The organism is Streptomyces sp. NPDC043427, from assembly GCF_056436655.1.
Genome location: NZ_JBWKCC010000002.1, coordinates 189,347 through 213,801 on the forward strand (window position 1 = coordinate 189,347; position 24,455 = coordinate 213,801).

Sequence of the window (24,455 nt, forward strand, 5' to 3'; positions counted from 1 at the left end):
TTTCGATTCTGATCGCCCACCGCGCGTTCGATGAGTACGACCGACACGAAGAGTGATTTGTACGAAGATTCCCCACAGCCTGTGGACAACTTCCGACGTCCGTCGGCCCGGCCGGGCATGCTGGCACTCGCCGGCGGGGCGAGGACGCCCCCACGCCCCCGCTCCGTCGGCTCACGGGGAGTTACCAGGGCTACGGGGGGACACACATGCATCCGACGGTGAAGCCCGCGTTGCGGCGCGGCTGGCGCGACCTCGACACCGTGCAGTTCGGGATGACTCCGGCGCACGCCATGACACTCGGTCCGATGGACAGAGCCACGGGCGAATTCCTCGACCGGCTCAACGGCACCTGCGGCATGGCGCTGCTGCGTGAGGAGGGCCGCCGCGTGGGCCTGCCGGACGGCCAGGTCGACACGCTGGTGGAACGGCTGTCGCGGGCGGGACTCCTCGACGACGCGAAGGGAGGCGGGGCCGCCGCCGACGCCCTGCGCGGCAGGAAGCAGGCCCTCGACCGGCTCCGCCCGGACCTCGCCTCACTCTCCCTGATCACCAGGGAACCGGGCGACGCCATCGTCCGGCTGGCCGCCCGCCGCTCGTTGCGGGTGCAGGTCAGGGGCGCGGGCAGGGTGGGCGCGGTGCTGGCCTCGCTGCTGGCCGGAGCAGGCGTCGGCGAGGTCGACGTCCGCGACGGGGGCCGGGTCGAGCCGTGGGACGTGGCACCGGGCGGGCTGCCCGCCGAGGCCGTCGGCGAGCGCCGGGACGAGGCGGCCCGCCGTGCGGCGCGCCGTGCCGCCCCTGACCGGCCATCGCGCCACGGCACCCGCCCGCGGCCCGAGGAGGCGGACCCCGGCTTCTCCCTGGTGATCCTCGCCCCACGGGACGACGTCGCCGTGCACTCACCGTGCCCGTCCGGCGCCGCTCCGCTCGTCTCCTCCGGCACCCCGCACCTCTATACGGGCGTCGTGGAAGGGACCGGCGTGGTCGGCCCCTTCGTCCTGCCCGGGGAGACGGGCTGCGCGGGCTGTCTTCAGGAGGGACGCGCCGACCGGGATCCGACCTGGCCGCGGCTGGTCGCGCAGTGGCGCTCCGGGAAGCCGCGCCAGGTCCGCCCCTGCGATCTGGCGCTGGCCACGACCGTCGCCGGACTGGCCGCCGCGCACGCGCTCGCCTTCCTGGACGGTCACCTGCCGTCGAGCGCGGGAGCCCGCTGGGAGGTCTCCGTGCCGGGCCTGCAGTGGCACGCGCGACCGGTCCGGGCGCACCCCGCATGCCCGTGCGGGGCCGCGCGGAAGGCAGAGGAAGAAGCTGCGGAGAGCCGTGGACCAAGCTGAGAAAGTAGCTGAGAAAGAAGCTGAGGGAGAACACACTTCGGAGACCGACGGCTCGCACGCGACAATGGCGGGGCAACGGCCGTCAACGGAGTTATGCCGTAAGGCAGGCGCGGCGCGGCCGGCTGGGACTTGGAGGGCGCATGTCTGATCTTCCCCGGAAGGCGGTCACACGGACCGCCAAGCTCGCCGCGCTTCCGCTCGGCTTCGCCGGGCGGGCCACCTGGGGGCTCGGCAAACGGATCGTGGGTGAGTCGGCGGAGCTCGTCGGCCGTGAGCTGCAGCAGCGCACCGCGGAGCAGCTGTTCAAGGTGCTCGGCGAGCTGAAGGGCGGCGCGATGAAGTTCGGGCAGGCGCTGTCCGTCTTCGAGTCGGCGCTGCCCGAGGAAGTCGCGGGTCCCTACCGCGCGGCCCTCACCAAGCTCCAGGAGGCGGCGCCGCCCATGCCGACGCGCACGGTGCACGCCGTGCTCGAGGAGCGGCTCAGTGAGGACTGGCAGAGCCTGTTCCTGGAGTTCGAGGACAAGCCGGCCGCAGCGGCCTCGATCGGCCAGGTTCACCGGGGCGTGTGGCACGACGGCCGTGAGGTCGCGGTCAAGGTGCAGTACCCGGGCGCCGGTGACGCCCTGCTGTCCGACCTGAACCAACTGAGCCGTTTCGCCCGGCTGTTGGGCCCGCTCATTCCTGGCATGGACATCAAGCCCCTGATCTCCGAGCTCAGGGACCGTGTCTCCGAGGAACTCGACTACGAACTGGAGGCCCAGGCGCAGCAGGCCCATGCGGAGGAGTTCGCGGGCGACCCCGACGTCGTGGTGCCGGCGGTGGTCCATCAGTGTGATCAGATCCTGGTCACCGAGTGGATCGACGGCATCCCGCTGTCGGAGATCATCTCCGACGGCACGCAGGAGCAGCGGGACCGCGCCGGGCAGCTCCTGGCCCGTTTCCTCTTCTCCGGCCCGGCCCGCACCGGCCTCCTGCACGCCGACCCGCACCCCGGCAACTTCCGTCTCCTGCCCGGTGGACCGGACGACGAGGAGTCCTGGCGTCTGGGCGTCCTGGACTTCGGTACGGTCGACCGCCTCCCGGGCGGCCTGCCGACGCCCATCGGCGACTCCCTGCGGATGACGCTCGACGGCGAGGCGGAAGCCGTCTACGAGCTCCTGTGCGCCGAGGGATTCGTCAAGGAGTCCATCGACCTGGAACCCGACGCGGTCCTCGACTACCTCCTGCCGATCATCGAGCCGGCTCAGGTCGACGAGTTCACCTTCACCCGCGGCTGGATGCGCAGCCAGGCCGCCCGCATCGCCGACCCCCGCTCCCCCGCCTACCAGCTGGGCAAGCGCCTCAACCTGCCTCCGGCCTATCTCCTCATACACCGGGTGACGCTGAGCACGATCGGCGTGCTGTGCCAGCTCGGTGCGACGGTGCGGATGCGCGAGGAACTGCAGGAGTGGCTCCCCGGGTTCGTGCCGGAGGGGGACCTGGACGAGGACATGGGCGAGGAGGAGTCGGCGGCGGAGGCATGAGGCCCGCAGGCCGCAGCCGTCACCACCAGCCCGAGTCCAGCCGCCCCTCGATCGCCCTGAGGTGCTCCCGGGCGCAGCCCTCGCAGAAGTAACGGCGCACGCCGTTCTCCACGGAACAGGTCCAGGTGGCGGGCTGCGCGCTCTCGGCCGGAGTGCCGCAGCGGGCGCACACGAGGGGGTGGGGCTCCTTCGCGGAGCCGACGTCGGCACTGCCTCCGGGAAGACTCGTCACCTTGGCGACCATAGCGCCGCGCTCGCTTGATCGGCTGCCCGGCGCGCACAACGCACCGCGGGGGCCGGTCCGTTCGGTCGGACCGGCCCCCGCGGGAGAGCTCTGCCTCCCTGGGCCGGGAGGCCACCGCTTCAGGTGAGTGAGGCCTTACTGCATGACCGCCATGGCGAGCGCGCGGCGGGCGCGCATCGAGGCGCGCTCGGCCCGGCGCTGCATCCGGCGGGCGGTCGCCAGGCGCACGGCCCGGCGTTCCCGCTCCGCCTCGTGCAGTCGCTCGTGCATATGCGCACGAGCCAGGGCTTCTGGGATGAGTTGCATCTCTCGGGTCCTGTTCTGGCGCGAGTCGTTCGCGCCGGTGGTGGTGACGTCTTCAGTCGCGGAGCCGGCGGGCTCGCTGGTGGACGGCTTCATCGGGGCCTGCTTCTTGGGGTCGTGCGTGAGGGGGCGGTCGATCGTTCCTGCGGTGTTCATGCCGTGACCGGGTTCTTGCGCGGGCGGCCACGCGGCCGCTTCCGGGCGACGACAACACCCTGGACGAACAGCTCGCCACCCCAGACGCCCCACGGCTCACGCCGTTCCTTGGCGCCGGCGAGGCAGGCCTCCATCAGCGGGCAGGTGCGGCACAGGGACTTGGCGTACTCGACGTCGGCCGGCGACTCGGCGAAGAAGACCTCCGGGTCGTAGGAGCGGCAGGGGACGGGTACGCCGAGGTTCTCGATGGCGTCGTCGAGCGCGGTGAGCGCGGTGAGCGGAGTGAGCGGGGTCAAGGTGGAGTCCTCCGTGAGGCCGGGCGGGGGGATCGTTTCGGAAGGCGGTACGGACGGGGCGTGCGCTTCGAGTTGCACGGTTCGTCTTCCTCGTCTGGTCGTTTCCGGTCCTGTTGGACCGGGTGGCGGCTGGTACCGGGTTCTTTTCTTGTCCCGAGGCCCCTTCGCTCCGTCGTCCCCGTTCGGGGAAAACAGAAGGGCCGCGGATCCCGGGTGGGGTTCCGCGGCCCTGAAGGCGCCGGCCTGATCGACTGTCAGGCTGGATCACTCCAGGGTTCTGGCCCACGGAAGGCCCACATCAGGTGGTGCTGCGTCGTCTGCTTCCGGAATCCGGCACCGGTCGCCGTGAAGGCATAGGCCTGCGCCTGTGCCTTTACTGCTGCTTCCAGTGCCTTGGTCGGTCGCTCATTGCGCTCACGGACGGGAAGGCCCGAGAGAGACAGGGCGGACGCCGGACGCACGGCACGAATGCCGGACAGACCGGTGCCCAGAGGGGAGTCGCCGAGCAGGCACAGGGAGACGACCGAGCGATCGGTCATTTTGGCGGTGCTGATGGAGCTGGTCTCGATGCTGATCACTGGAATCGCCTCCTCTCGGCGTCTCAGGGACTGGGGTGAACCAGTCCGCGCGGGTATGCAAGTACAGCACGGAATCGGGGCCCCCGAGAAGGCCTCCGTCCCCGTGGCTAAGAACCTATGGGGATTGCTGGGGCATGCGCAAACTATTTTTTCGACGAGTTCGCGTCAGATCCGGCGATCGTCCTCCCCGGGGCCTCTGCCTGCGCAGATGGCCAGGACATCGGCCCCGTAGCGGTTGAGCTTGCGCGCGCCGACCCCCGGGATCCGCGCCAGCTCGCCCGGGTCGTCGGGAGCGGCCTCGGCGATCGCCATCAGGGTCTTGTCGGTGAAGACGCAGAATCCGGGCTGCCCGCTGAGCTTCGCCTGCTCCGCGCGCCATTCGCGCAGCCGCTCGTAGAGGCCCTCGTCCATGTCGGAGGGACAGTCCTCGCAGCGCATCAGCTTCATCTCACCGGCGTCGGTCAGCGTGCGCCCGCAGACCCGGCACCGGGCGGGGGCCCGCTGCGTCCGCCGCGGCACGGCTGTCGGTCCCCGGCCCGCGAAGCCGCGCTCGACGCCCCCGGAGGCGGCCGTGCCGCCGCGCCCGGCGGCACCGGCCGAGCCGGGGCGCAGCCCGTCCAGGAAGCGGCTGGGGCGGCGGTTCGGGCGGCCGCCGGGCGAGCGGGACAGCGCCCAGGAGAGGTGCAGCCGCTCCCGGGCGCGGGTGACGCCCACGTAGAGCAGGCGGCGCTCCTCCTCGATCTGTTCCTCGGTCCTGGCGTAGGTGATCGGCATCATGCCCTCGGCGACCCCGACCAGGAACACGACGTCCCACTCCAGGCCCTTGGCGGAGTGCAGCGAGGCGAGAGTGACGCCCTGCACGGTGGGCGCGTGCTGGGCGTTCGCCCTCTCGTCGAGTTCGGCAACCAGATCGGCCAGGGTGGCGCCGGGCTTGACGGCGGCGAAGTCCTGCGCCAGGTTCACCAGCGCGGCCAGCGACTCCCAGCGCTCCCTGACGGCTCCGGAGCCGGCCGGGGGCTGCGTGGTCCAGCCCTCTCCGGAGAGCACGGCCCGCACCTGGGAGGGCAGGTCGACGGCGTCGGCGAGGAGGGAGTCGTTGCCGCCGAAGCGGGCCGAGGCGCGCAGGGCGATGCCCGCCTTGCGCACCTCGGGCCGGTCGAAGAACCGCTCGGCGCCGCGCAGCTGGTAGGGCACCCCGGCATCCGCGAGGGCCTGTTCGTAGGTCTCCGACTGGGCGTTCGTGCGGAACAGGACGGCGATCTCGCCGGCTGGGACGCCCGCGTCGATGAGGTCACGGATGCGGTGGGCGGCACCCTCCGCCTCGGCGGGCTCGTCGGTGTACTCGGTGTAGGCGGGCTCGGGCCCCGGGGCGCGCTGGGAGACCAGCTCGAGCCGGTGGTCGGCGGCGCGGCCGCGAGCCTGGGCGAGCAGCCCGTTGGCGAGGTGGACGACCTGCGGGCTGGAGCGGTAGTCGCGGACCAGCTTGACGACGGTGGCGCCGGGGTGGCGGGTGCGGAAGTCGAGGAGGTGGTCGGGGGTCGCCCCGGTGAACGAGTAGATGGTCTGGCTCGCGTCGCCGACCACGCACAGGTTGTCCCGGTCGCCGAGCCACAGCTCCAGCAGACGCTGCTGGAGGGGGCTGACGTCCTGGTACTCGTCGACGACGAAGTGCTGGTACTGGGCGCGCACCTGTTCGGCGATGTCGTGCCGGTCCTGCAGGACGGCGACGGTCAGCAGCAGGACGTCCTCGAAGTCGATGACGCCGCGGTCGCGCTTGAGGTCCTCGTAGACGGAGTAGAGCTGGGCGATCTCGGCGGGGTCGCGGGGCGTGTCCCGGCCGGCCTTGGCGGCCGCCGGCGCGTAGTCGGCGGGGACGGTCTGGGTGACCTTCGACCACTCGATCTCGGCGGTCACGTCGCGTAGTTCGCCCCGGTCGAGCCGGATACGGCAGGCGGCGGCCGCGTCGGCGACGAGCTGGATCTTGCGGTCGACGAGCCGGGGCAGGGAGCCACCGATGGCTTTCGGCCAGAAGTACTGCAGTTGCCGCAGCGCGGCGGAGTGGAAGGTGCGGGCCTGGACCCCCTGCGCGCCGAGGAGGCGCAGCCGCCCGCGCATCTCTCCGGCGGCGCGGTTGGTGAAGGTGACGGCGAGCACACTGGACGGCTGGAGGATCCCCGCGCGTACTCCGTAGGCGATGCGGTGGGTGATCGCCCTGGTCTTGCCGGTGCCGGCGCCCGCCAGTACGCACACCGGCCCGTGCAGGGAGGTGGCCACCTCGCGCTGCTCGGGGTCGAGCCCTTCGAGCACCGCGTCGGCAGTGTCCGGTGCCTGCGGGAAGAGCGTGGAGTGCGTTGCTGCTGTCACACGGCCATGCTGCCAGGTCGCCCGGGACGGGTGAGTCGGTTGTCCACAGGGAGCCGCTCGCAGTCGTACTAATGCGGCAGGCGTCACGTCGATGGGGACTGGCGTCACGTTCGATTCGAGGGCGCCGGCGGGAATGGCGGCCCCTTCCCGTATGTTCCACCTCTGCGACCACGCACCCCGAGCCGCCGAAGGAGCGACACAGACATGTCGGGCACTGTGACGATGTACAGCACCACGTGGTGCGGCTACTGCCGTCGGCTGAAGAGCCAGATGGACCGCGAAGGCATCACGTACACCGAGATCAACATCGAGCAGGACCCGGCGTCCGCTGCGTTCGTGGAGAAGGCGAATGGCGGAAACCAGACGGTGCCGACCGTCCTCTTCCCGGACGGCTCGACGCTGACGAACCCTTCGCTGGCTCAGGTGAAGCAGAAGATCGGCGTGTGACCACACCGCTGTGAAACACGGAAAGGGTGGCCGTTCCCGAGCGGGAACGGCCACCCTTTCCGTGTTTCACGTCATACCGCGTCAGATGCTGCGCGTCGGCAGCGGCTTGCCGTACCAGATCTCGATCAGGCGGGCCGCGATGGAGATGCCGTACGGCGGCAGGACCTCGCCGGACTCGAACGCGGCGCGCAGTTCGTCGCGGGAGAACCAGCGGGCCTCGTGCAGTTCGTCGCCGTCGACGGTGATGTCGGTGGAGGTGGCCCGGGCCAGGAAGCCCAGCATGAGACTGGACGGGAAGGGCCAGGGCTGGCTGGCGACGTACTCGACCTGCCCGACGGCGATGCCGGCTTCCTCGAAGACCTCGCGGCGCACCGACTGCTCTATGGACTCCCCGGGCTCGACGAAGCCGGCGAGCGTGGAGAAGCGGCCCTCGGGCCAGTGGACCTGGCGGCCGAGCAGGATGCGGTCGTCGTCGTCGGTGACCGCCATGATCACGGCCGGGTCGGTGCGCGGGTAGTGCTCGGCGCCGCAGGCCTGGCAGCGGCGGATGTGCCCGGCCGCGGCGATGACCGTGCGCTCGCCGCAGCGGGAGCAGAAGCGGTGCGTGCGCTGCCAGTTCTCCAGCCCGACCGCGTGCACCATCAGACCGGCGTCGCGCGCCGACAGCAGCAGGCCCGCCTCACGCAGACCGGCCGGGCGCGCGGACTGGTCGATGCGGCCGGGCAACCCGTCCTTCTGGAGGGCGAAGTAGCTGACGCCGTCCTCGTCGATGCCCAGGAAGTAGCGGTGCGCCTCGGTGAGAGGGGCCTCGAAAGACGGGGTCATGACGAGTTCGGTCCGGCCGTCGGGCGTCTCGTCGATGAGGACCTGGCCGCCTGAGACCACGAAGCAGCGCGTCGAGGGGTGGCTCCACGCCGCCGCGAGCCAGGCCTCGTCGAGCCGGTGGTGGGCGGCCCGGTCGATGCCACTGGGCGCGGTCAGCGAAATGGGTCGGTCGGCGGTGTGGTCGGTCCAGGCGGTCACGGGTATTTGCATCTCCCCCGGTGGCACGGATGGTTTTCGGCGGGCGGTTCAGCGGGACGTACGGCAGGAGGCGACCGGGTCCGGCGGGTGCTGGGTGGTCGGGGCGGCCCTCTCAGTGTGCCCCGCGCGCGGCGCCGCCAAGGGCGGCTCGGAGCGGTCAGGGTGCACGACGCCAGTTCTCCGCGAGGTCGCTCCACAGGTACGCGCTGGTCTCGACGCCCTTGAGGAGCAGGTCCAGCTCGACCTTCTCGTTCGGGGCGTGCCAGCCGTCGGACGGGACGGAGATGCCCAGGAAGAGGACGGGGGCACCGAGGACGTCCTGGAGGTCGGCGGCGGGTCCCGAGCCGCCCTCCCGGGTGAAGCGGACCGGCGTCTCGAAGGCGCGGCCCATGGCGCGGGCCACGGACTGCAGCGCCGGGTGGTCCAGGGGGGTCAGGCACGGGCGGGTGGCGGGACTGAAGGTGATCTCGGGGCGGATCCCCGCGGGCACCTGGTCTGCGGCCCACGCGCGGACGGCCTTCTCGACGCGGCCGGGGTCCTGGCCCGCGACCAGTCGGAAGGACAGCTTCACCATCGCCGAGGACGGGATGATCGTCTTGCTCCCGGCGCCCTGGTAACCGCCGCCGATGCCGTTGACCTCGGCCGTGGGGCGGGCCCAGACGCGCTCCAGGGTGGTGTACCCGGCCTCGCCGTGGGCGGCGCGGGACTTGGCGGTGCGCAGCCACCGCTCCTCGTCGAAGGGCAGCTCGGCGAAGAGTTCGCGCTCGCGGTCGGTGAGCTCGACGACGCCGTCGTAGAACCCGGGGATCGCCACGCGCGCGTGCTCGTCGTGCAGGGCGGCGACCAGTCGGGCCACGGCGGTCGCCGGGTTGGGGACGGCGCCGCCGAAGGAGCCGGAGTGGACGTCCTGGTCGGGGCCGTGGAGCCGGATCTCGCACTCGGCGAGGCCCCGCATGCCGGTGCACACCGTGGGGGTGTCCTCGGACCACATACCGGTGTCGGAGACGACCACGGTGTCGGCGGCCAGCCGCTCGGCGTTCTCCTCGACGAGGGCGCGGAAGTGCGGCGAGCCGGACTCCTCCTCGCCCTCGATCAGGAGCTTCAGGTTCACGGCGGGGGCGGTGCGGCCCGTGGCGGCGAGATGGGCGCGGAGGCCGAGCGTGTGGAAGAACACCTGGCCCTTGTCGTCGGCCGCCCCGCGCGCGTGGAGGCGGTTGTCCCGGACGACGGGCTCGAAGGGCTCGCTGTCCCAGCCGTCCTCCCGGGCGGCGGGCTGCACGTCGTGGTGGCCGTAGACCAGGACCGTGGGCGCCTCGGGATCGCCGGAGGGCCACTCCGCGTAGACGGCGGGGGCGCCCGGGGTCTCCCAGACCTCGGTGGTCGGGAAGCCGGTCTCCTTGAGGCGGGTGGCGAGCCAGTCGGCGCTGCGCCGTACATCGGGCGCATGCACGGGCTGGGCCGACACGGACGGGATGCGCAGCCACTCGACGAGGTCGTCGAGGAAGGCGGCACGGTGCTGCTCGATGTACGTACGGACGGCGCTGACGGCACTGTCAACGGGCTGGCTCATGGCCACGACCCTATCGGCCCGCACCGGCATCCTCGCTGGGCGGTTCGTCACACGAACGCCCGTCCAGGAGCAGCCGCTCCAGCGCGGCCCGGCCCGGCAGGTCGTCCGGCCGTACGACCTCGCCGTCGCGGACGTACAGGAACGCGGCCGTGACCGACTCCAGGGGCACGCCCTCCTGCTCGGCCCAGGCCAGGCGGTACAGGGCGAGCTGGAGCGGGTCGGCGGTGCGGGCGCGGTTGGTCTTCCAGTCGATGATCTCGTACGCCGCCGTCTCACCGTCGCCCTCCTTGTACACGGCGTCGATGCGGCCCCGTACGACGCGGCCGGCGATCTCGATCTGGAAGGGGGCCTCGACGCGGTGGGGCGTGCGGTGCGCGTACGCGGTGCGCTCGAAGGCGTCCTTGAGCGCCTCCAGATCCCGCTCGTCGGCGATCTCGGCCTCGCTGCCGGGCAGTTCCTCCGGCTCCAGCATGGGCAGTGTCAGCGCTTCGAAGCGGGCCTCGACCCAGGCGTGGAACCGGGTGCCCCGGCGTGCGGCGGGTTGGGGAGGGCGCGGCATGGGGCGCGCGAGTTCCTGCGCGAAGCCGTCCGGATCGGCGGCCAGACGCAGCAGCTGGGACGCCGTCAGCGTCGTCGGCAGGGGGACGTCCGTGACGCCCTGACGAGCGCGCAGGAGTTCGCCTGCGAGGGCGTCGAGGTCTCGGTCCCAGGAGGCGATGGCGCGGGCTTCCTCGGGAGTGAGGCGCGCGGCTCGGGGCTCGGCGGTGTGGCGCGAGGGGAGCGTGTCGGCGGGTGGTTCGGGGGCCGTCGCCTGGTGCGGGACCGTGGGGCGGCCCGTGGGCATTGCGTCCCAGTCGGAGAGGTCTTCGTCGAAGGTGACGTCCTCGCCGTGCGCAGGCTCGTCGTAGGAGGGCTCGTCGAAGGGGCCCGCCTCGTCGAAGGGGTCGGCCTCATCGACGGGGTCCCCCTCGTCGTACGGCGGCTCGGCGTCCTCCGGGGGCGGCGGCCAGTCCGGGTCGTCGTAGGTGTCCGTGGCGTGGGTGGCGGCGGAGTGGCCGTCCTCGGGGGAGGCGAGGTGCTCCAGGTGGGCCAGGACGGTCCGGGCGGCGGCGCGGCGGCGGGCGAGGGCGGCGTCGTCCAAGGGCAGGGGCCACACCTGGTCGGCTCCCGCGCGGTGCAGGGCCGGGTTCTCCTCGCCCTCCTGGGGCTCGTCCGCCCAGGCCTCGATCTCCCCGTGGCCGGCCGCGCAGTGCTCGTGGAGGGCCAGCAGGAAGTCGGACGGCCCGCGGGGCTTCTTCTGGGTGGGGCCCCACCAGTGGCCGGAGCCCAGCAGGAGGGAGCGGGGGCGGGTGAAGGTGACGTAGCCGAGGCGGAGTTCCTCGGTGTGCTGGTGTTCCTTCATCTCCTCGTGGAAGGACTTCAGGCCCCGCGAGTCCCACGCCGCGACCTCGGGCAGCGTGTCGGCGTCGCCGCGCAGTTCGTGCGGCAGCACCTTGGCCTGGGCGGTCCACTTCTCGCGGCCCTGGCTGCTGGGGAACGTGCCGGTGACCAGGCCGGGGACGGCGACGACGTCCCACTCCAGGCCCTTGGACTTGTGCGCGGTGAGCACCTTGACGGTGTTCTCGCCGCCGGGCAGCGCGTTGTCGAGGCCCTTCTCGTACTGGGCGGCGGTGCGCAGGAAGCCGAGGAAGGCGAGCAGACTCGCCTCGCTCTCGTGGGAGGCGAAAGAGGCGGCGATGTCGAGGAAGTTCGACAGGGTCTCGCGGCGACGGGCGGCCAAGGCGTGCGGTGACGCCGACAGTTCGACCTCAAGGCCGGTGACGGCCAGGACGCGGTGCAGGACGTCCATCAGCGGGTCGGAGAGCGAGCGGCGCAGGTCGCGCAGTTCGGCGGCGAGGCGGGCGAACCGCACGCGTGCGTCCGGCGAGAAGGGCAGTCCGTCGTCGTCCCCGGTGCCGGCGTCGCCGTACAGGGGTGTCTCCAGGAACGTGTCGAGGGCGTCCGCGAGCGAGATCACCTCCGCCGGGTCGACGCCCTCGACGGCTTCGGCGAGCCGACGGTCGGGGTCGTCGTCCCCGCGCGCGTGGGCGACGAGGAGCCGGGCGCGTCGACCGAGGAGGGCGAGGTCGCGCGGGCCGATGCGCCAGCGCGGGCCGGTCAGCAGGCGGACCAGGGAGGCGTTGGCGCCGGGGTCCTGGAGGACCTCGCATACGGCGACGAGGTCGGCCACCTCGGGCAGATGCAGCAACCCGGACAGGCCCACCACCTCGACGGGGACGTCCCGGGCGACCAACGCACCCTGGATCTCCGCGAAGTCGGTCGCCGTGCGGCACAGCACTGCGATCTCGCCGGGGGCCTTGCCGGTGTTCACCAGGTGGGCGATGGAGTCGGCGATCCAGTCGATCTCCTCGGCGTGGGTGCGCAGGAGCGCGCAGCGCACCACGCCGTCGCGTTCGGCGCCGGGGGCCGGGCGCAGGGCCTCCACGCCCGCGTGCATCGCGCGGAGGGGCTCGGCGAGGCCGTTGGCGAGGTCGAGGAGGCGGCCGCCGCTGCGGCGGTTCTCACTGAGGGCCTGCCGGGACGCGGGGCGACCGTCGACGTGCGCGAAGTGCTCGGGGAAGTCGTCGAGGTTGGCCACGGAGGCGCCGCGCCAGCCGTAGATCGCCTGGCAGGGGTCTCCGACGGCGGTCACGGGATGCCCGGTGCCGTCCCCGAACAGGCCCGCGAGCAGGACGCGCTGGGCCACCGACGTGTCCTGGTACTCGTCGAGGAGCACCACGCGGAACTCCTCGCGCAGGACACGGCCCACCTCCGGCAGGCTCGCGAGCCGCGCGGACAGGGCGATCTGGTCGCCGAAGTCGAGCAGGTCCCGCTCGCGCTTCGCGGCCCGGTAGCGCAGCACCAGTTCGGCGAGTTCCCGGCGGGCGGCGGCCGCCTCGGGGACCTTGCGCAGGTCGGCGTTGGTGAGCTTGGCGTTCTGGAGGGCGCCCAGCAGTTCGGCGTCGTACGCGCGCAGGTCCTCGGGCCGTACGAGGTGTTCGGCGAGCTCGGCGTCGAGGGCGAGGAGGTCGCTGACCAGGTCGGCGAAGGACCGCGTGAGCGACGGATAGGGGCCGGGGGCCTCGCGCAGGACCCGCGCGGCGAGTTGGTAGCGGGTCGCGTCGGCGAGCAGGCGTGAGGTCGGTTCGAGGCCGATGCGCAGACCGTGGTCCGTCAGCAGGCGGCCCGCGAAGGCGTGGTACGTCGAGATCACCGGCTCGCCCGGAGGGTTGTCCGGGTCGATGGCGTCGGGGTCGGTGACGCCCGCCTTGATCAGCGCCTTGCGGACACGTTCGGCGAGTTCACCGGCGGCTTTGTTGGTGAAGGTCAGGCCGAGGACCTGTTCGGGGGCGACCTGGCCGGTGCCGACCAGCCACACCACGCGGGCCGCCATCACCGTCGTCTTGCCCGACCCGGCTCCGGCCACGATCACCTGGGGAGCGGGAGGCGCGACGATGCACGCCGTCTGCTCGGGGGTGAACGGGATCCCGAGGAGCTCCTTGAGCTGCTCGGGATCGGAGATACGGGCGGGCATGTCGGAGAGGCTAACCGCGGGCACTGACACTCGTGTCACTCGACCACGTGCCGCCCCTCGGGCCGTGCGCTGCACGACGCCCGGAACGCGCAGTGGGTGCACTGCTGGCCGGTGGTGGGCGTGAACCGTTCGTCGAGCACCTTTCCGGCGGCGGTGGCCAGCAGTTCGCCGACCCACTCCCCCGCCACGCCTTCCTGGGCTTCCTGCGCCTGCACCTTGGGCAGGGTCTCTCCGCCGTCCCGCTTGGCGGCCCCCTGCCGCAGCTGGACGAGTTCGGCGCCTCCCGGTTCGGGTCGTACGCCGTCGAAGGCGTCGTCGACGGCTCCCTCGCGCACGGCGAGCTGGTAGACGGCCAGCTGGGGATGGCGTTCCACCTCGGCGGAACTCACGGGCTGCTTGCCGGTCTTGAAGTCCACGACGTAGGCGCGGCCCTCACCGTCCGCCTCCACGCGGTCCATCTGGCCGCGGATGCGTACCTCGTAGTCACCGGCTCCGAGGGTGACGTCGAAGTCGTGCTCGCTCGCCACGGGGGCGCGTCCCGCGCGGTCCATGACGTGCCACTGGAGGAAGCGTTCGAGGGCCACGCGCGCGTGTTCCTTCTCCTGCTGCGACTTCCACGGCGCGTCGAAGGCGAGCGCGTTCCACACGGAGTCGAGGCGTTCCATGAGGACGGCGAGGTCGGCGGGGGTGTGTCCGGAGGCGACCTCGTCGGCGAGGACGTGGACCACGTTGCCGAAGCCCTGGGCTGCGGTCGCGGGGGCGTCGGCCTTCACCTCGCGGCCCAGGAACCACTGGAGGGCGCAGGTGTTGGCGAGTTGGTCGAGGGCGCTGCCGGACAGGACGACGGGCTGGTCGCGGTTGCGCAGCGGCACCTTGCTCTCGGTCGGCTCGAACATGCCCCACCAGCGGTAGGGGTGCGCGGACGGCACCAGCGGGCGCCCGTCCTCGTCGGCGAGCGCGGCGAGCCGGGCCAGCCGCCGTGCCGCCGCCTCCCTGAGCGCGTCGGAGGCATGCGGGTCGACCGTCGTGGCGCGCAGCTCGGCGACGAGTGCGGCGACCGACAGGGGTCGGCGGGGGCGGCCGGTGACGTCCTTGGGTTCGACGCCGAGTTCCGTCAGGAAGCGGGAGGGCTGGTCGCCGTCGTCGGCGGGGGCCTTCACCGCGGTGACGACGAGGCGTTCACGCGCGCGCGTGGCGGCCACGTAGAACAGGCGGCGCTCCTCGGCGAGCAGCGCGCCGGGAGTGAGCGGTTCGGCGAGTCCGTCGCGACCGATGCGGTCAGCCTCCAGGAGGGAGCCGCGGCGGCGCAGGTCCGGCCACAGGCCCTCCTGGACGCCGGCCACGACGACCATGCGCCACTGGAGCCCCTTGGAGCGGTGCGCCGTCATCAGGCGGACGGCGTCGGGGCGTACGGCACGCCGGGTGAGGGTGTCGGCGGCGATGTCCTGGGAGTCGATCTCCTCCAGGAAGTTCAGGGCGCCCCGGCCACCGACGCGCTCCTCCGCGCGTGCCGCGGTCGCGAAGAGCGCGCACACGGCGTCGAGGTCACGGTCGGCGTTGCGCCCGGCCGCGCCGCCCCGCCGGGCAGCCCTCTCCAGCCGGGTGGGCCAAGGAGTGCCCTCCCACAGGTCCCACAGCGCCTCCTCGGCCGTACCGCCTCCGGCGAGGCGCGCACGGGCCTTCCCGAGCAGCGCGCCGAGGCGCTGAGCACCGCGCGCGTACGTCGGGTCGTGCGCGACCAGGCGCTCCGGCTCGGCGAGCGCCCGCGCGAGCAGGTCGTCCGAGGGCGGCGGCAGCGGGTTGCCCGCGGCGCGCTCCTCCTCCCGCAGGGCACGCCCGAGGCGACGCAGATCGGCGGCGTCCATACCGGCGAGGGGCGAGGCGAGGAGGGCGAGGGCGGTCTCGGTGTCGAGCCAGCAGGGATCCGGCCTCGGCCCTTCGGCAGGGGCCCCCGGCTCGGACGTCGGCACAGCGGCAGCGACTCCCGGCCCGGACGTCGGCACCTCGGCAGCGACTCCCGACCCGGACGTCGGCACATCGGAGTGAGTGACCGCCGCCGTCGCCACCGCCCGCAGGGCCGTCAGCAGGGGCGCCACCGCCGGTTCGTGGCGCAGGGGGAGGTCGTCGCCGTCGATGTCGAGGGGGACGCCTGCGGCGGTGAGCGCGCGGCGGACCGTCGGTATCGAGCGGGATCCGGCGCGCACCAGTACGGCCATCTCGCCCCAGGGGACGCCGTCCTCCAGGTGCGCGCGGCGGAGGATGTCGGCGACGTTGTCCAGCTCCGTGCCCGGCGTCGGGTACGTGTAGACCTCCACGCGGCCCCCGTCCCGGACGGGCGCGAGCTCGCGGTGGGCGCGCACCTTGTCGGCCGGCAGCCGGGTCAGCGGCATGCGCTGGGTGAGCAGCCGGGTCGCGGCCAGGAGTGCTGCGCCGGAGCGGCGGGACGTGCGCAGCACCTCGACGGGAGCGGGACGCCCGTCCGCGCGCGGGAAGGCTCCGGGGAAGTCCAGGATGCCGTTCACGTCGGCGCCCCGGAAGGCGTAGATCGACTGGTCGGGGTCACCGAAGGCGACCAGGGTGCGGCCACCGCCGGCGAGGGCGTGCAGCAGTCGTACCTGGGCCGCGTCGGTGTCCTGGTACTCGTCGACGAACACGGCGTCGTACCGGGCGGCGAGCTGCTCGGCGACCTCGGGGCGGCGGGCGAGGAGGACCGCGCGGTGGACCAGTTCCGCGTAGTCGAGCACGCCTTGCAGGTCGAGCACGTCGAGGTACTCGGCGAGGAAGGCGGCAGCAGCACGCCAGTCGGGGCGGCCCGTGCGGCGGGCGAAGGCGTCCAGGGCGTCCGGCCCCAGGCCCAGTTCACGGCTACGGGCGAGAACCGCGCGGACCTCATCGGCGAAACCGCGGGTGGTGAGGCAGGCGCGCAGCTCGTCCGGCCAGCGCACGTGCGCCAGGCCGAGCCGTTCCAGGTCCGGTTGGCCGGCGAGCATCTCGCGGACGGTCACGTCCTGCTCGGGGCCGGACAGCAGCCGCAGTGGCTCCACGAAGAGTTCGCTGTCCTGGTGGGCGCGGACCAGGGCGTAGCAGAACGAGTGGAAGGTGGTCGCCTGTGGCGCGCGGGCGGCTCCGGTGCGCAGTGCCATGCGGTCGCGCAGTTCGACGGCCGCCTTGCGGCTGAACGTCAGCACGAGGATCCGCGCGGGGTCACCGCCCCGGGCGACGCGGGACGCCACGGACTCCACGAGCGTGGTGGTCTTGCCGGTGCCCGGACCTGCGAGGACGAGCAGCGGGCCGGACATGTGGTCAACCACGGCGCGCTGTGCGGCGTCCAAACGAGGGGGGTCGACGCGGGCCGGCGGGGTACGTAGCAGTCGGTAAGCGCCACGGTTCCCCTGTCGCACCTGGGGGTGCGACAGGCGCCTGGTGGAAGAAGAGGAGCTCACGTGGTTCGCCGGTCCTGGTGGTTGTGCATGGGCTTGTCGCTGCCGGCGCGAACGCCGGGGGCGGGCCGCCGTGCGGTGCGGGCGGTGACCGCGGGGTGAGAGGGACACGTGCAGCCGACGCTACGCCGACGGGCGGACCGGAAGGAGAGCTTCCCCTTCTTCCCGGCAGCCCCACAAGGCGCGTATGCCACGCGAGTCCCTCGCCTCACGAACGTACGTCATGCCTCGGACGAGCCTCGTCTCCCCCGTACGGACCACGGACTCCCCTCGACCCGGTCCGATGGCGGAAGCTGTCAGGTGTGACCCGTCGCGCGTTCGCCGCCGTCCCATCGCGCCCGCCGCATGTCGAGACGGGGCAGATGGCCTTCGGCGGCCCTGCTCGCCTCCCTCAGGGGCGTGCTCTCCGCGCGGTAGTGGTCGAGTGCCCGCAGTTCGTGGCCGGGGAGGAGCACTCCGTCGGAGCGCACCACGCGCCACCACGGCACAGCTCCGCCGTAGAGGGCCATCACCCGGCCGACCTGGCGCGGGCCTCCCTCCTCCAGCCACTCGGCGACGTCGCCGTACGTCATGACACGCCCCCGCGGAATCAGTTCGGCGACCTCGAGCACGCGCTCGGCGTACTCGGGAAGCGCGTCCGCGTGCTCCGCGTCGGCGTCGTCCGGATGGCTCTGCTCGCTCATCCGTCCCATCCTGCCCCACCCCACCGACAAGGTGACATGCTGGCGACGGTGCGTGACCCTCGCCCGGGAGCGGTGCTTCAGGCAGACTGTGCGCCCCCGCATTTGCACCCTGATGCCCCCGTGTGTCGGTGGGGCATGCCACCATCGTGCGGGCGGTGATCGGTGATACGAGATCAAGAAGAGACGATGAAGCAGCAGGGTGCGCATTCCGGGGACCGGGAGGGCACCTCTGCGGCTTCGTCACGCCCGGACACGCCCAAGGCGGGCGAGCAGGGCGTCACTGACCCGAACGCCGCAGAGAAGCAGACGGACGCCCACGTGGTGGACGAGGTGCACGCCGACGAGGTCGAGGGCGACGAACCACTGCTCCCCGCGCGCGTGCACCGCCCCTCCGACCTGATGCGACTCCTGGTCGGTGTCCTCGCGATCGTCGTCCTGCTCGGGATCGCCGCGTTCGCGCACGGCACCACCTCGGGCCTGGAACAGGACATCAACAAGGGCACCGGGCAGGCGCCCGACCTGCTGATCAAGATCGCGGGACTGGCCTCCAGCATCGCGATCCTGCTGGTCCCGGTGGCGTTCGCCATCGAGCGGCTGATCAAACGCGACGGGCTGCGCATCGCCGACGGTGTCCTCGCGGCCGTCCTCGCGCACGGAGTGACCTTGGCCACCGACCTGTGGGTCGCCAAGGCCGCTCCCGACTCGATCCAGGAGGCGCTCACCCAGCCCTCCCCCGGCGACATCCATGCCCTCACCGACCCGGTGCACGGCTATCTCGCGCCGGTCATCGCGTACATGACGGCCGTCGGCATGTCGCGCAGGCCGCGCTGGCGCGCGGTGCTGTGGATCGTGCTGCTCCTCGACGCCTTCTCCATGCTGGTCACCGGCTACACGACACCGTTCTCGATCATCCTGACGGTGCTGATCGGCTGGACCGTGGCCTACGGCACGCTGTACGCGGTCGGCTCGCCCAACGTCCGCCCCACCGGACGGAACCTGATGGCGGGCCTGCGGCATGTCGGCTTCCACCCGGTGACCGCGGCACGCGAGGAGCTCGCGGACACCCCGGAGACCGGCGACCGAGGCCGGCGGTATTTCGTCACCCTCGAGGACGGGCCGCCACTGGACGTGACGGTGGTCGACCGTGAGCAGCAGGCTCAGGGCTTCTTCTACCGCGCGTGGCGCAATCTCACCCTGCGCGGCTTCGCCACGCGCAGCAGCCTGCAGTCGCTGCGCCAGGCCCTGGAGCAGGAGGCGCTGCTCGCCTACGCGGCCATCGCGGCCGGGGCCAACGCGCCCAAGCTGATCGCGACCTCCGAACTCGGTCCCGACGCCGTGATGCTCGTCTACGAGCACACCGGGGGCCGCACCCTCGACTCGCTGGCGGACGAGGAGATCACCGACGAACTGCTGCGGGACACCTGGCACCAGGTGCGGGCCCTGCAGTCCCGGCGCATCGCGCACCGCCGGCTCGTGGGTGACGCGATTCTGGTGGATCGTTCCGGCACGGTGATCCTCACCGACCTGCGCGTGGGCGAGATCGCGGCCGGTGACCTGCTGTTGCGCATGGACATCTCCCAGCTGCTGGTGACGCTGGGCCTGCGCGTGGGCGCCGAGCGCGCGGTGGACGCGGCGGTGGCCGTGCTCGGCCCCGACAGCGTGGCGGGCTGTCTGCCGATGCTCCAGCCCATCGCCCTCAGCCGCTCCACGCGCGCGACACTGCGGAAACTGGCCCGGGAGCGGGCCCAGCGCGAACGCGAGGCGGTCCTGGAGGCGTCCCGGCAGGCCAAGCAGGCCCGGCTGGAGACGGGCAGGGACGACGAGGCCGCGTCCGTACCCGACAAGGCCGACAAGAAGGCCGTACGCGCGGAGGCACGGGCCGAGAAGCGGGCCATCGACGAGGCGTTGGAGGAGGCGCGCGAGGACGATCTGCTGACGCAGATCCGGCACCAGGTGCTGCGGATCAGGCCGCAGGCCCCGGTCGAGCCGGCCCGCCTGGAGCGGGTGCGACCGCGCACGCTGATCAGCTTCATCGCGGGCGCCATCGGCGCGTACTTCCTGCTGACGCAGCTCACCCACATCGAGTTCGGCCCGCTCGTCGCCAACGCCCAGTGGGGCTGGGTGGCCGCGGCCGTGCTGTTCTCGGCGCTGAGCTACGTCGCCGCGGCGATGAGTCTGCTGGGGTTCGTGCCGGAGCGGGTGCCGTTCCCGCGGACGGTGGCGGCGCAGGTCGCCGGGTCGTTCGTGAAGATCGTCGCCCCGGCCGCGGTCGGCGGAGTCGCCCTCAACACACGCTTTCTCCAGCGTGCGGGTGTGCGGCCGGGGCTCGCGGTGGCCAGCGTGGGCGCCTCCCAGTTGTTCGGGCTCGGCTGCCACATCCTGATGCTGCTGTCCTTCGGCTATCTGACCGGCACCGAGAAGACGCCGTCGTTGTCGCCGTCCCGGACGGTCATCGCGGGTCTGCTCACCGTGGCGGTCCTGGTGCTCGTGGTGACCTCGGTGCCGTTCCTGCGGAAATTCGTCGTCACGCGCGTGAGGTCGCTGTTCGCGGGTGTCGTACCGCGCATGCTGGACGTGCTCCAGCGGCCGCAGAAGCTGATCACCGGCATCGGCGGCATGCTGCTGCTCACCGCCTGCTTCGTGATGTGCCTGGACGCGTCGATCCGCGCGTTCGGCGACGAGTCGACCAACCTCAGCATCGCCAGCGTCGCCGTCGTCTTCCTCGCCGGCAACGCGCTCGGGTCCGCCGCGCCCACGCCGGGCGGTGTGGGCGCGGTCGAGGCGACCCTGACGGTCGGTCTGATCGCCGTCGGGCTGCCCAAGGAGGTCGCGGCACCCGCGGTCCTGCTGTTCCGGCTGCTGACGCTGTGGATCCCGGTGCTGCCGGGCTGGCTGGCCTTCAACCAGTTGACCCGAAAGGGCGCGCTCTAGGACGGCGTCGGCCTGACCAGGGGAGCGTTTGAAAACGGCGGCGGCCGTACCTCGGACGGCCCGTGCCCCGAGCGCCCTTCCGGGCCCGACCGCAGGATGGGTTCATGCCGACCTCCTCCCGTCCGCGGGCCGCCGCCCTGGTCGCCGTCGCCGTCCTGCTGTCCTCCCTGGCGGCGGCCTGCGGCGACGACGCGGGGGACGCGGACCTGCCGGCGCAGCAGCTGAGCTGGAAGGACTGCCCGTCGCCGTCCCAGGCGGAGGGCGGCGGCAACGCCCCGTCGCCCCTGCCGGACGGCGACCCGTGGCAGTGCGCCACCCTCAAGGCGCCCCTCGACTGGGACAAGCCCAAGGGCGACACCATCGGGATCGCCCTGATCCGGGCGCAGGCGAGCGGCGACAAGAGCAGACGGATCGGCTCACTCGTGTTCAACTTCGGCGGTCCCGGCAGCTCCGGCGTCACCACACTGCCCGCCTTCGGCGAGGACTACGCGGCCCTGCGCACCCGGTACGACCTGGTGAGCTTCGACCCGCGCGGGGTCGGCCGCAGCGACCCGGTCCTCTGCGAGAACGACCAACATCTCGACGCCTACTTCCAGCAGGACATGACGCCGGACGACGCCACCGAGCGCGCCGAGTTCGTCGACACCACCAAGCAGTTCAACGAGGCCTGCGAGAAGCACTCCAAGAAGGTGCTGCCGCACGTGCGCACCACCGACGCGGCCCGCGACATGGATCTGATGCGCCAGGTCCTCGGCGACGACAAGCTGCACTACTTCGGCATCTCCTACGGCACCGAACTGGGCGGCGTCTACGCCCACCTGTTCCCCCGGAACGTGGGCCGTGCCGTCTTCGACGCGGTCGTCGACCCGACGCAGACGCCGGAACAGGGCTCGCTGGGGCAGGCCAGGGGCTTCCAGCGCGCGCTCGACAACTACGCCGAGGACTGCACTTCGAAGATTGAGGACTGCCCGGTCGGCGACACCCCGCAGGACGTGAAGGACCGTATCGCCCGGCTGCTCCAGGACCTCGACAGCAAGCCCATCCCGGGCGTCTTCCCCCGTGAGCTGACCCAGACCGCCGCCACGAGCGGCATCGCCCAGGCGCTCTACTCCAAGGAGTTCTGGCAGTACCTCACCGAGGGCCTTGAACAGGCCTACGACGGGGACGGCAGGATCCTGATGCTGCTGTCCGACTCACTGAACGGGCGCAGAGAGAACGGCGAGTACAGCAACATCACCGCCGCCGGCGTCTCCATCAGCTGCGCCGACGACAAGCCTCGCTACGACACCGGCTACGTGCAGGAGAAACAGCCCGAGTTCCGGGCCGTCTCGGCGTTGTTCGGCGATTACCTCGCCTGGGGGCTCATCAGCTGCACCGACTGGCCCGTGCCGGGCGCCGCCGACCACCCGGACGTCAGCGCTCCCGGATCGGCGCCGATCCTCGTCGTGGGCAACACCGGGGACCCGGCCACACCGTACGAGGGCGCGAGGAAGATGGTCGACGCCCTAGGCCCGGGCGTCGGGGTCGAGCTGACGTACGAGGGGCAAGGGCACGGCGCGTACGAAAGCAAGAACAAGTGCGTGCAGGGCGCGGTGAACGGCTATCTGCTGGACGGGAAGGTGCCGGCCGCCGGGACCGTCTGCTCCTAGCGAGACGCCTGTTGCCGGGGAAGAGTGCAGGTCAAAGGGTTATCCACAGGCTTCGGCAGGTGCGGCGCGGCCCGCCTACTATGGCCTGACCACCGTCTGCGACCGGAGTGCGGACGGCTTGCGAGGGGGAATGGCATGGGTCGTTTCGTCCGGTGGACGGCGTTGGGCGCCGCCGCCGCATTGCTGGTGACGGGCTGTAGCGGCGGCTCGTCGTCCGACGGCAAGAACGGCAAGGGGAGGAAGGGCAAGGGCAGCGACCGCCCTTCTGCCTCCGCGCCGTCGTCGGGCACCGGAACCAAGGCCCTGCCCTCGTCCCTGACCTCACAGAAGCTCGACTGGGGTCGATGCCGGGCGACCGACGACTCCCCCGCGCCAGGCAGTGAATGGCAGTGCGCGAAGCTGAAGGTGCCGCTGGACTGGGCGAAGCCGGACGGCACGACGATCGAACTCGCGCTGATCCGCACCAAGGCCAGCGGCAAGGACCGCATCGGCTCGCTGCTGTTCAACTTCGGTGGCCCCGGCGGCTCCGGCGTGTCCTCGATGCCGTCGTACGCGTCGACGGTCTCGCAGTTGCGCGAGCGGTACGACCTGGTCAGCTGGGACCCGCGGGGCGTCGGTGCCTCGGGCGGGGTCCGCTGCCGCAGCGACAAGGAGATCCAGGCGGCCGAGGAGAAGATCGACGCCACCCCGGACACCACGGCCGAGGAACGGGCGTACTTCCAGGACGCCGACGACTTCGGCAAGGGCTGCCAGAAGGACGCCGGGGACCGGCTGGCCCACGTGTCGACCACCGACACCGCGCGCGACATGGACCTGATGCGCCAGGTCCTCGGCGACCGCGAGATGCACTACTTCGGCATCTCCTACGGCACCGAACTCGGCGGCGTATACGCCCATCTGTTCCCCCGGAACGTGGGGCGGGTGATCCTGGACGCTGTGGTCGACCCGAGCGCCGATACCGTCGGCCACGCCGAGAACCAGGCGAGGGGCTTCCAGCGCGCCCTGGACGACTACCTGAAGTCCACCGGCCAGGACCCGCGGCAGGGCTCACAGAAGATCGCCGACCTGCTGAAGCGCATCGACGCCAAGCCGCTGGCGACGTCGTCGGGCCGGAAGCTGACGCAGACCCTCGCGGTCACCGGCATCGTCCTTCCTCTGTACAGCGAGGCCGGCTGGCCCAGCCTGACCAGCGCACTGAAGGCGGCGGAACAAGGGGACGGCTCCGGGCTGCTGACCCTGGCCGACGGCTACAACGAGCGCGAGGCCTCGGGCCACTACGGCACGACGACCCACTCTCAGCGGGTCATATCGTGCCTGGACGACAAGCAGCGGCCCACCTTGGAGGAGACGAAGAAGCGGCTCCCCGAGTTCGAGAGGATCTCCCCCGTCTTCGGGGACTTCCTGGCCTGGGACACGGCCGGCTGGTGCCACGACTGGCCGGTGCCCGGTCAGTACGACTCCCCGGAGGTGAGCGCCCCGGGTGCGGCCCCGATCCTGGTCGTCGGCAACACCGGCGACCCGGCGACCCCCTACGAGGGCGCCCGCAGGATGGCGGACGAGCTGGGCAAGAACGTCGGCATCGTCCTCACCTGGAAGGGCGAGGGACATGGCGCGTACGGCAGTGGCAGCGACTGCGTCGACTCCACCGTGAACTCCTACCTCCTCGAGGGCACGGTCCCGAAGGACGGCAAGGTCTGCTCATGACCTCGGCGGGGGCTTCGAGCACCCGAGGTGCGCGAAGCCCCCGCCGAGGGGAGAGCGAAACGAGCCGCGGCTCAGTACACCGGCAAGTCAGGCGGCGTAGGGACTGAACTGGGTCTTTCTCTAGCCTCCCGCCTCCTGGGCCGTCTTGGGGCCGTCATCGGTGTCCGGGCCGTCCGCAAGGCACGGTCCACCGCCTCCCTGGTCCGCTTCTCGCTGCTGGGCATCAGGTGCATGTATGTGCGTAGCGTGAAGCCCGGATCGTGGTGCCCCAGGTACTCGGACAGAGCCTTGATGCTCTCCCCCGCGTCAAGGCCCGCGCACGGCGCGGGCGCGCGCCGCCTCTGCGGCGCGGCCTGCCTCCTGTCTGCGCCCCGGCTGGCCGCGCCCGGCGGCGCGCTGGCGAGCTGCGGGCATGAAGTGGGAGACACCCTCTGTGGCTGGGGCGGTCGACTCCGCGGCTTTAGGCAGCCACTTTGGGGCGAGCCTCTAAGATCATGGCCCCAACGTCGTGCTTTAACAGGCAGGTCCACAGACTGCCCGACTCGCCGGAAGCTTACGGGGCCATGATCACTCGCCCCAAAGCAGCTCCGTAAGTTGTTCGGTGACCCGGGAGGGCCGGATGTGGCTTCAAAGCAGCTT

At 72.0% G+C, this 24,455-nt stretch carries 16 protein-coding genes and 1 pseudogene; 6 read left to right on the forward strand and 11 right to left on the reverse strand.

All coding sequences use genetic code 11. The features are described from left to right. The first annotated feature begins 206 nt into the window (after positions 1–206). Entirely contained in the window at positions 207–1,331 is a 1,125-nt protein-coding gene (locus AC067M_RS04745) for a TOMM precursor leader peptide-binding protein (protein WP_478695523.1), read from the forward strand. A 140-nt stretch (positions 1,332–1,471) separates the two neighbouring features. Beyond that, positions 1,472–2,854, forward strand: coding sequence for an ABC1 kinase family protein (locus tag AC067M_RS04750; RefSeq protein ID WP_478695524.1), 1,383 nt, complete (start codon positions 1,472–1,474; stop codon positions 2,852–2,854). A 19-nt stretch (positions 2,855–2,873) separates the two neighbouring features. On the opposite strand, the gene AC067M_RS04755 is transcribed toward AC067M_RS04750, so the two are convergent. From AC067M_RS04755 to AC067M_RS04775, 5 genes are all read right to left on the reverse strand, one after another. Continuing rightward, entirely contained in the window at positions 2,874–3,086 is a 213-nt protein-coding gene (locus AC067M_RS04755) for a hypothetical protein (RefSeq protein ID WP_478695525.1), read from the reverse strand. Between the two features lie 147 nt (positions 3,087–3,233). Further along, entirely contained in the window at positions 3,234–3,557 is a 324-nt protein-coding gene (locus tag AC067M_RS04760; protein ID WP_478695526.1) for a hypothetical protein, read from the reverse strand. Further along, positions 3,554–3,931, reverse strand: coding sequence for a WhiB family transcriptional regulator (locus AC067M_RS04765; protein ID WP_365672506.1), 378 nt, complete (start codon positions 3,929–3,931; stop codon positions 3,554–3,556). The genes AC067M_RS04760 and AC067M_RS04765 overlap by 4 nt, the downstream gene beginning before the upstream one ends. Positions 3,932–4,107: 176 nt before the next feature. Continuing rightward, positions 4,108–4,431, reverse strand: coding sequence for a hypothetical protein (locus AC067M_RS04770; protein WP_478695527.1), 324 nt, complete (start codon positions 4,429–4,431; stop codon positions 4,108–4,110). Positions 4,432–4,596: 165 nt separating this feature from the next. After that, positions 4,597–6,903 carry an ATP-dependent DNA helicase UvrD2 gene (locus tag AC067M_RS04775; protein ID WP_478695528.1) on the reverse strand — a complete coding sequence of 769 codons (2,307 nt, stop codon included), beginning with the start codon at positions 6,901–6,903 and terminating at the stop codon, positions 4,597–4,599. Between the two features lie 96 nt (positions 6,904–6,999). Here AC067M_RS04775 and AC067M_RS04780 point away from each other — a divergent pair, with 96 nt between their 5' ends. Beyond that, entirely contained in the window at positions 7,000–7,242 is a 243-nt protein-coding gene (locus tag AC067M_RS04780) for a mycoredoxin (RefSeq protein WP_478695529.1), read from the forward strand. An 81-nt stretch (positions 7,243–7,323) separates the two neighbouring features. Here AC067M_RS04780 and nudC read toward each other — a convergent pair whose 3' ends face one another. The 5 genes from nudC to AC067M_RS04805 form a co-directional block, all read right to left on the reverse strand. Further along, a complete protein-coding gene (gene nudC, locus AC067M_RS04785) occupies positions 7,324–8,265 on the reverse strand; it encodes an NAD(+) diphosphatase (protein ID WP_478695530.1) in 942 nt (313 codons plus the stop codon). Between the two features lie 157 nt (positions 8,266–8,422). Then, a complete protein-coding gene (locus AC067M_RS04790; RefSeq protein WP_478695531.1) occupies positions 8,423–9,835 on the reverse strand; it encodes a dipeptidase in 1,413 nt (470 codons plus the stop codon). A 10-nt stretch (positions 9,836–9,845) separates the two neighbouring features. Continuing rightward, positions 9,846–13,409 (reverse strand): UvrD-helicase domain-containing protein, encoded by a 3,564-nt coding sequence (locus AC067M_RS04795; protein WP_478695532.1) that lies wholly within the window; start codon positions 13,407–13,409, stop codon positions 9,846–9,848. 35 nt (positions 13,410–13,444) lie between these two features. Next, positions 13,445–16,852, reverse strand: a complete 3,408-nt coding sequence (locus tag AC067M_RS04800) for an ATP-dependent helicase (protein WP_478695533.1) — start codon at positions 16,850–16,852, stop codon at positions 13,445–13,447. A 293-nt stretch (positions 16,853–17,145) separates the two neighbouring features. Next, entirely contained in the window at positions 17,146–17,532 is a 387-nt protein-coding gene (locus AC067M_RS04805; RefSeq protein ID WP_478695534.1) for an MGMT family protein, read from the reverse strand. Between the two features lie 186 nt (positions 17,533–17,718). Between AC067M_RS04805 and AC067M_RS04810 the strand changes: the two genes are divergently transcribed. The 3 genes from AC067M_RS04810 (at position 17,719) to AC067M_RS04820 (ending at position 23,816) form a co-directional block, all read left to right on the forward strand. Next, positions 17,719–20,463 (forward strand): lysylphosphatidylglycerol synthase transmembrane domain-containing protein, encoded by a 2,745-nt coding sequence (locus AC067M_RS04810; protein WP_478695535.1) that lies wholly within the window; start codon positions 17,719–17,721, stop codon positions 20,461–20,463. A 104-nt stretch (positions 20,464–20,567) separates the two neighbouring features. Beyond that, a complete protein-coding gene (locus AC067M_RS04815; RefSeq protein WP_478695536.1) occupies positions 20,568–22,112 on the forward strand; it encodes an alpha/beta fold hydrolase in 1,545 nt (514 codons plus the stop codon). Between the two features lie 135 nt (positions 22,113–22,247). Beyond that, positions 22,248–23,816 carry an alpha/beta hydrolase gene (locus tag AC067M_RS04820; RefSeq protein ID WP_478695537.1) on the forward strand — a complete coding sequence of 523 codons (1,569 nt, stop codon included), beginning with the start codon at positions 22,248–22,250 and terminating at the stop codon, positions 23,814–23,816. A gap of 71 nt (positions 23,817–23,887) precedes the next feature. Here AC067M_RS04820 and AC067M_RS04825 read toward each other — a convergent pair. Continuing rightward, positions 23,888–24,190 (reverse strand): annotated as a pseudogene (locus AC067M_RS04825) (site-specific integrase); the annotation flags it as partial. Positions 24,191–24,455 lie beyond the last annotated feature (265 nt).

What these genes read in the sequence shown, in the direction of transcription:
- AC067M_RS04810 (WP_478695535.1), top strand. Translation starts at nt 17,719, where the DNA reads ATGAAGCAGCAGGGTGCGCATTCCGGGGACCGGGAGGGCACCTCTGCG.
- AC067M_RS04750 (WP_478695524.1), top strand. Translation starts at nt 1,472, where the DNA reads ATGTCTGATCTTCCCCGGAAGGCGGTCACACGGACCGCCAAGCTCGCC.
- AC067M_RS04805 (WP_478695534.1), bottom strand. Translation starts at nt 17,532, where the DNA reads ATGAGCGAGCAGAGCCATCCGGACGACGCCGACGCGGAGCACGCGGAC.
- AC067M_RS04780 (WP_478695529.1), top strand. Translation starts at nt 7,000, where the DNA reads ATGTCGGGCACTGTGACGATGTACAGCACCACGTGGTGCGGCTACTGC.
- AC067M_RS04760 (WP_478695526.1), bottom strand. Translation starts at nt 3,557, where the DNA reads ATGAACACCGCAGGAACGATCGACCGCCCCCTCACGCACGACCCCAAG.
- AC067M_RS04795 (WP_478695532.1), bottom strand. Translation starts at nt 13,409, where the DNA reads ATGCCCGCCCGTATCTCCGATCCCGAGCAGCTCAAGGAGCTCCTCGGG.
- AC067M_RS04790 (WP_478695531.1), bottom strand. Translation starts at nt 9,835, where the DNA reads ATGAGCCAGCCCGTTGACAGTGCCGTCAGCGCCGTCCGTACGTACATC.
- AC067M_RS04745 (WP_478695523.1), top strand. Translation starts at nt 207, where the DNA reads ATGCATCCGACGGTGAAGCCCGCGTTGCGGCGCGGCTGGCGCGACCTC.
- AC067M_RS04820 (WP_478695537.1), top strand. Translation starts at nt 22,248, where the DNA reads ATGGGTCGTTTCGTCCGGTGGACGGCGTTGGGCGCCGCCGCCGCATTG.
- AC067M_RS04815 (WP_478695536.1), top strand. Translation starts at nt 20,568, where the DNA reads ATGCCGACCTCCTCCCGTCCGCGGGCCGCCGCCCTGGTCGCCGTCGCC.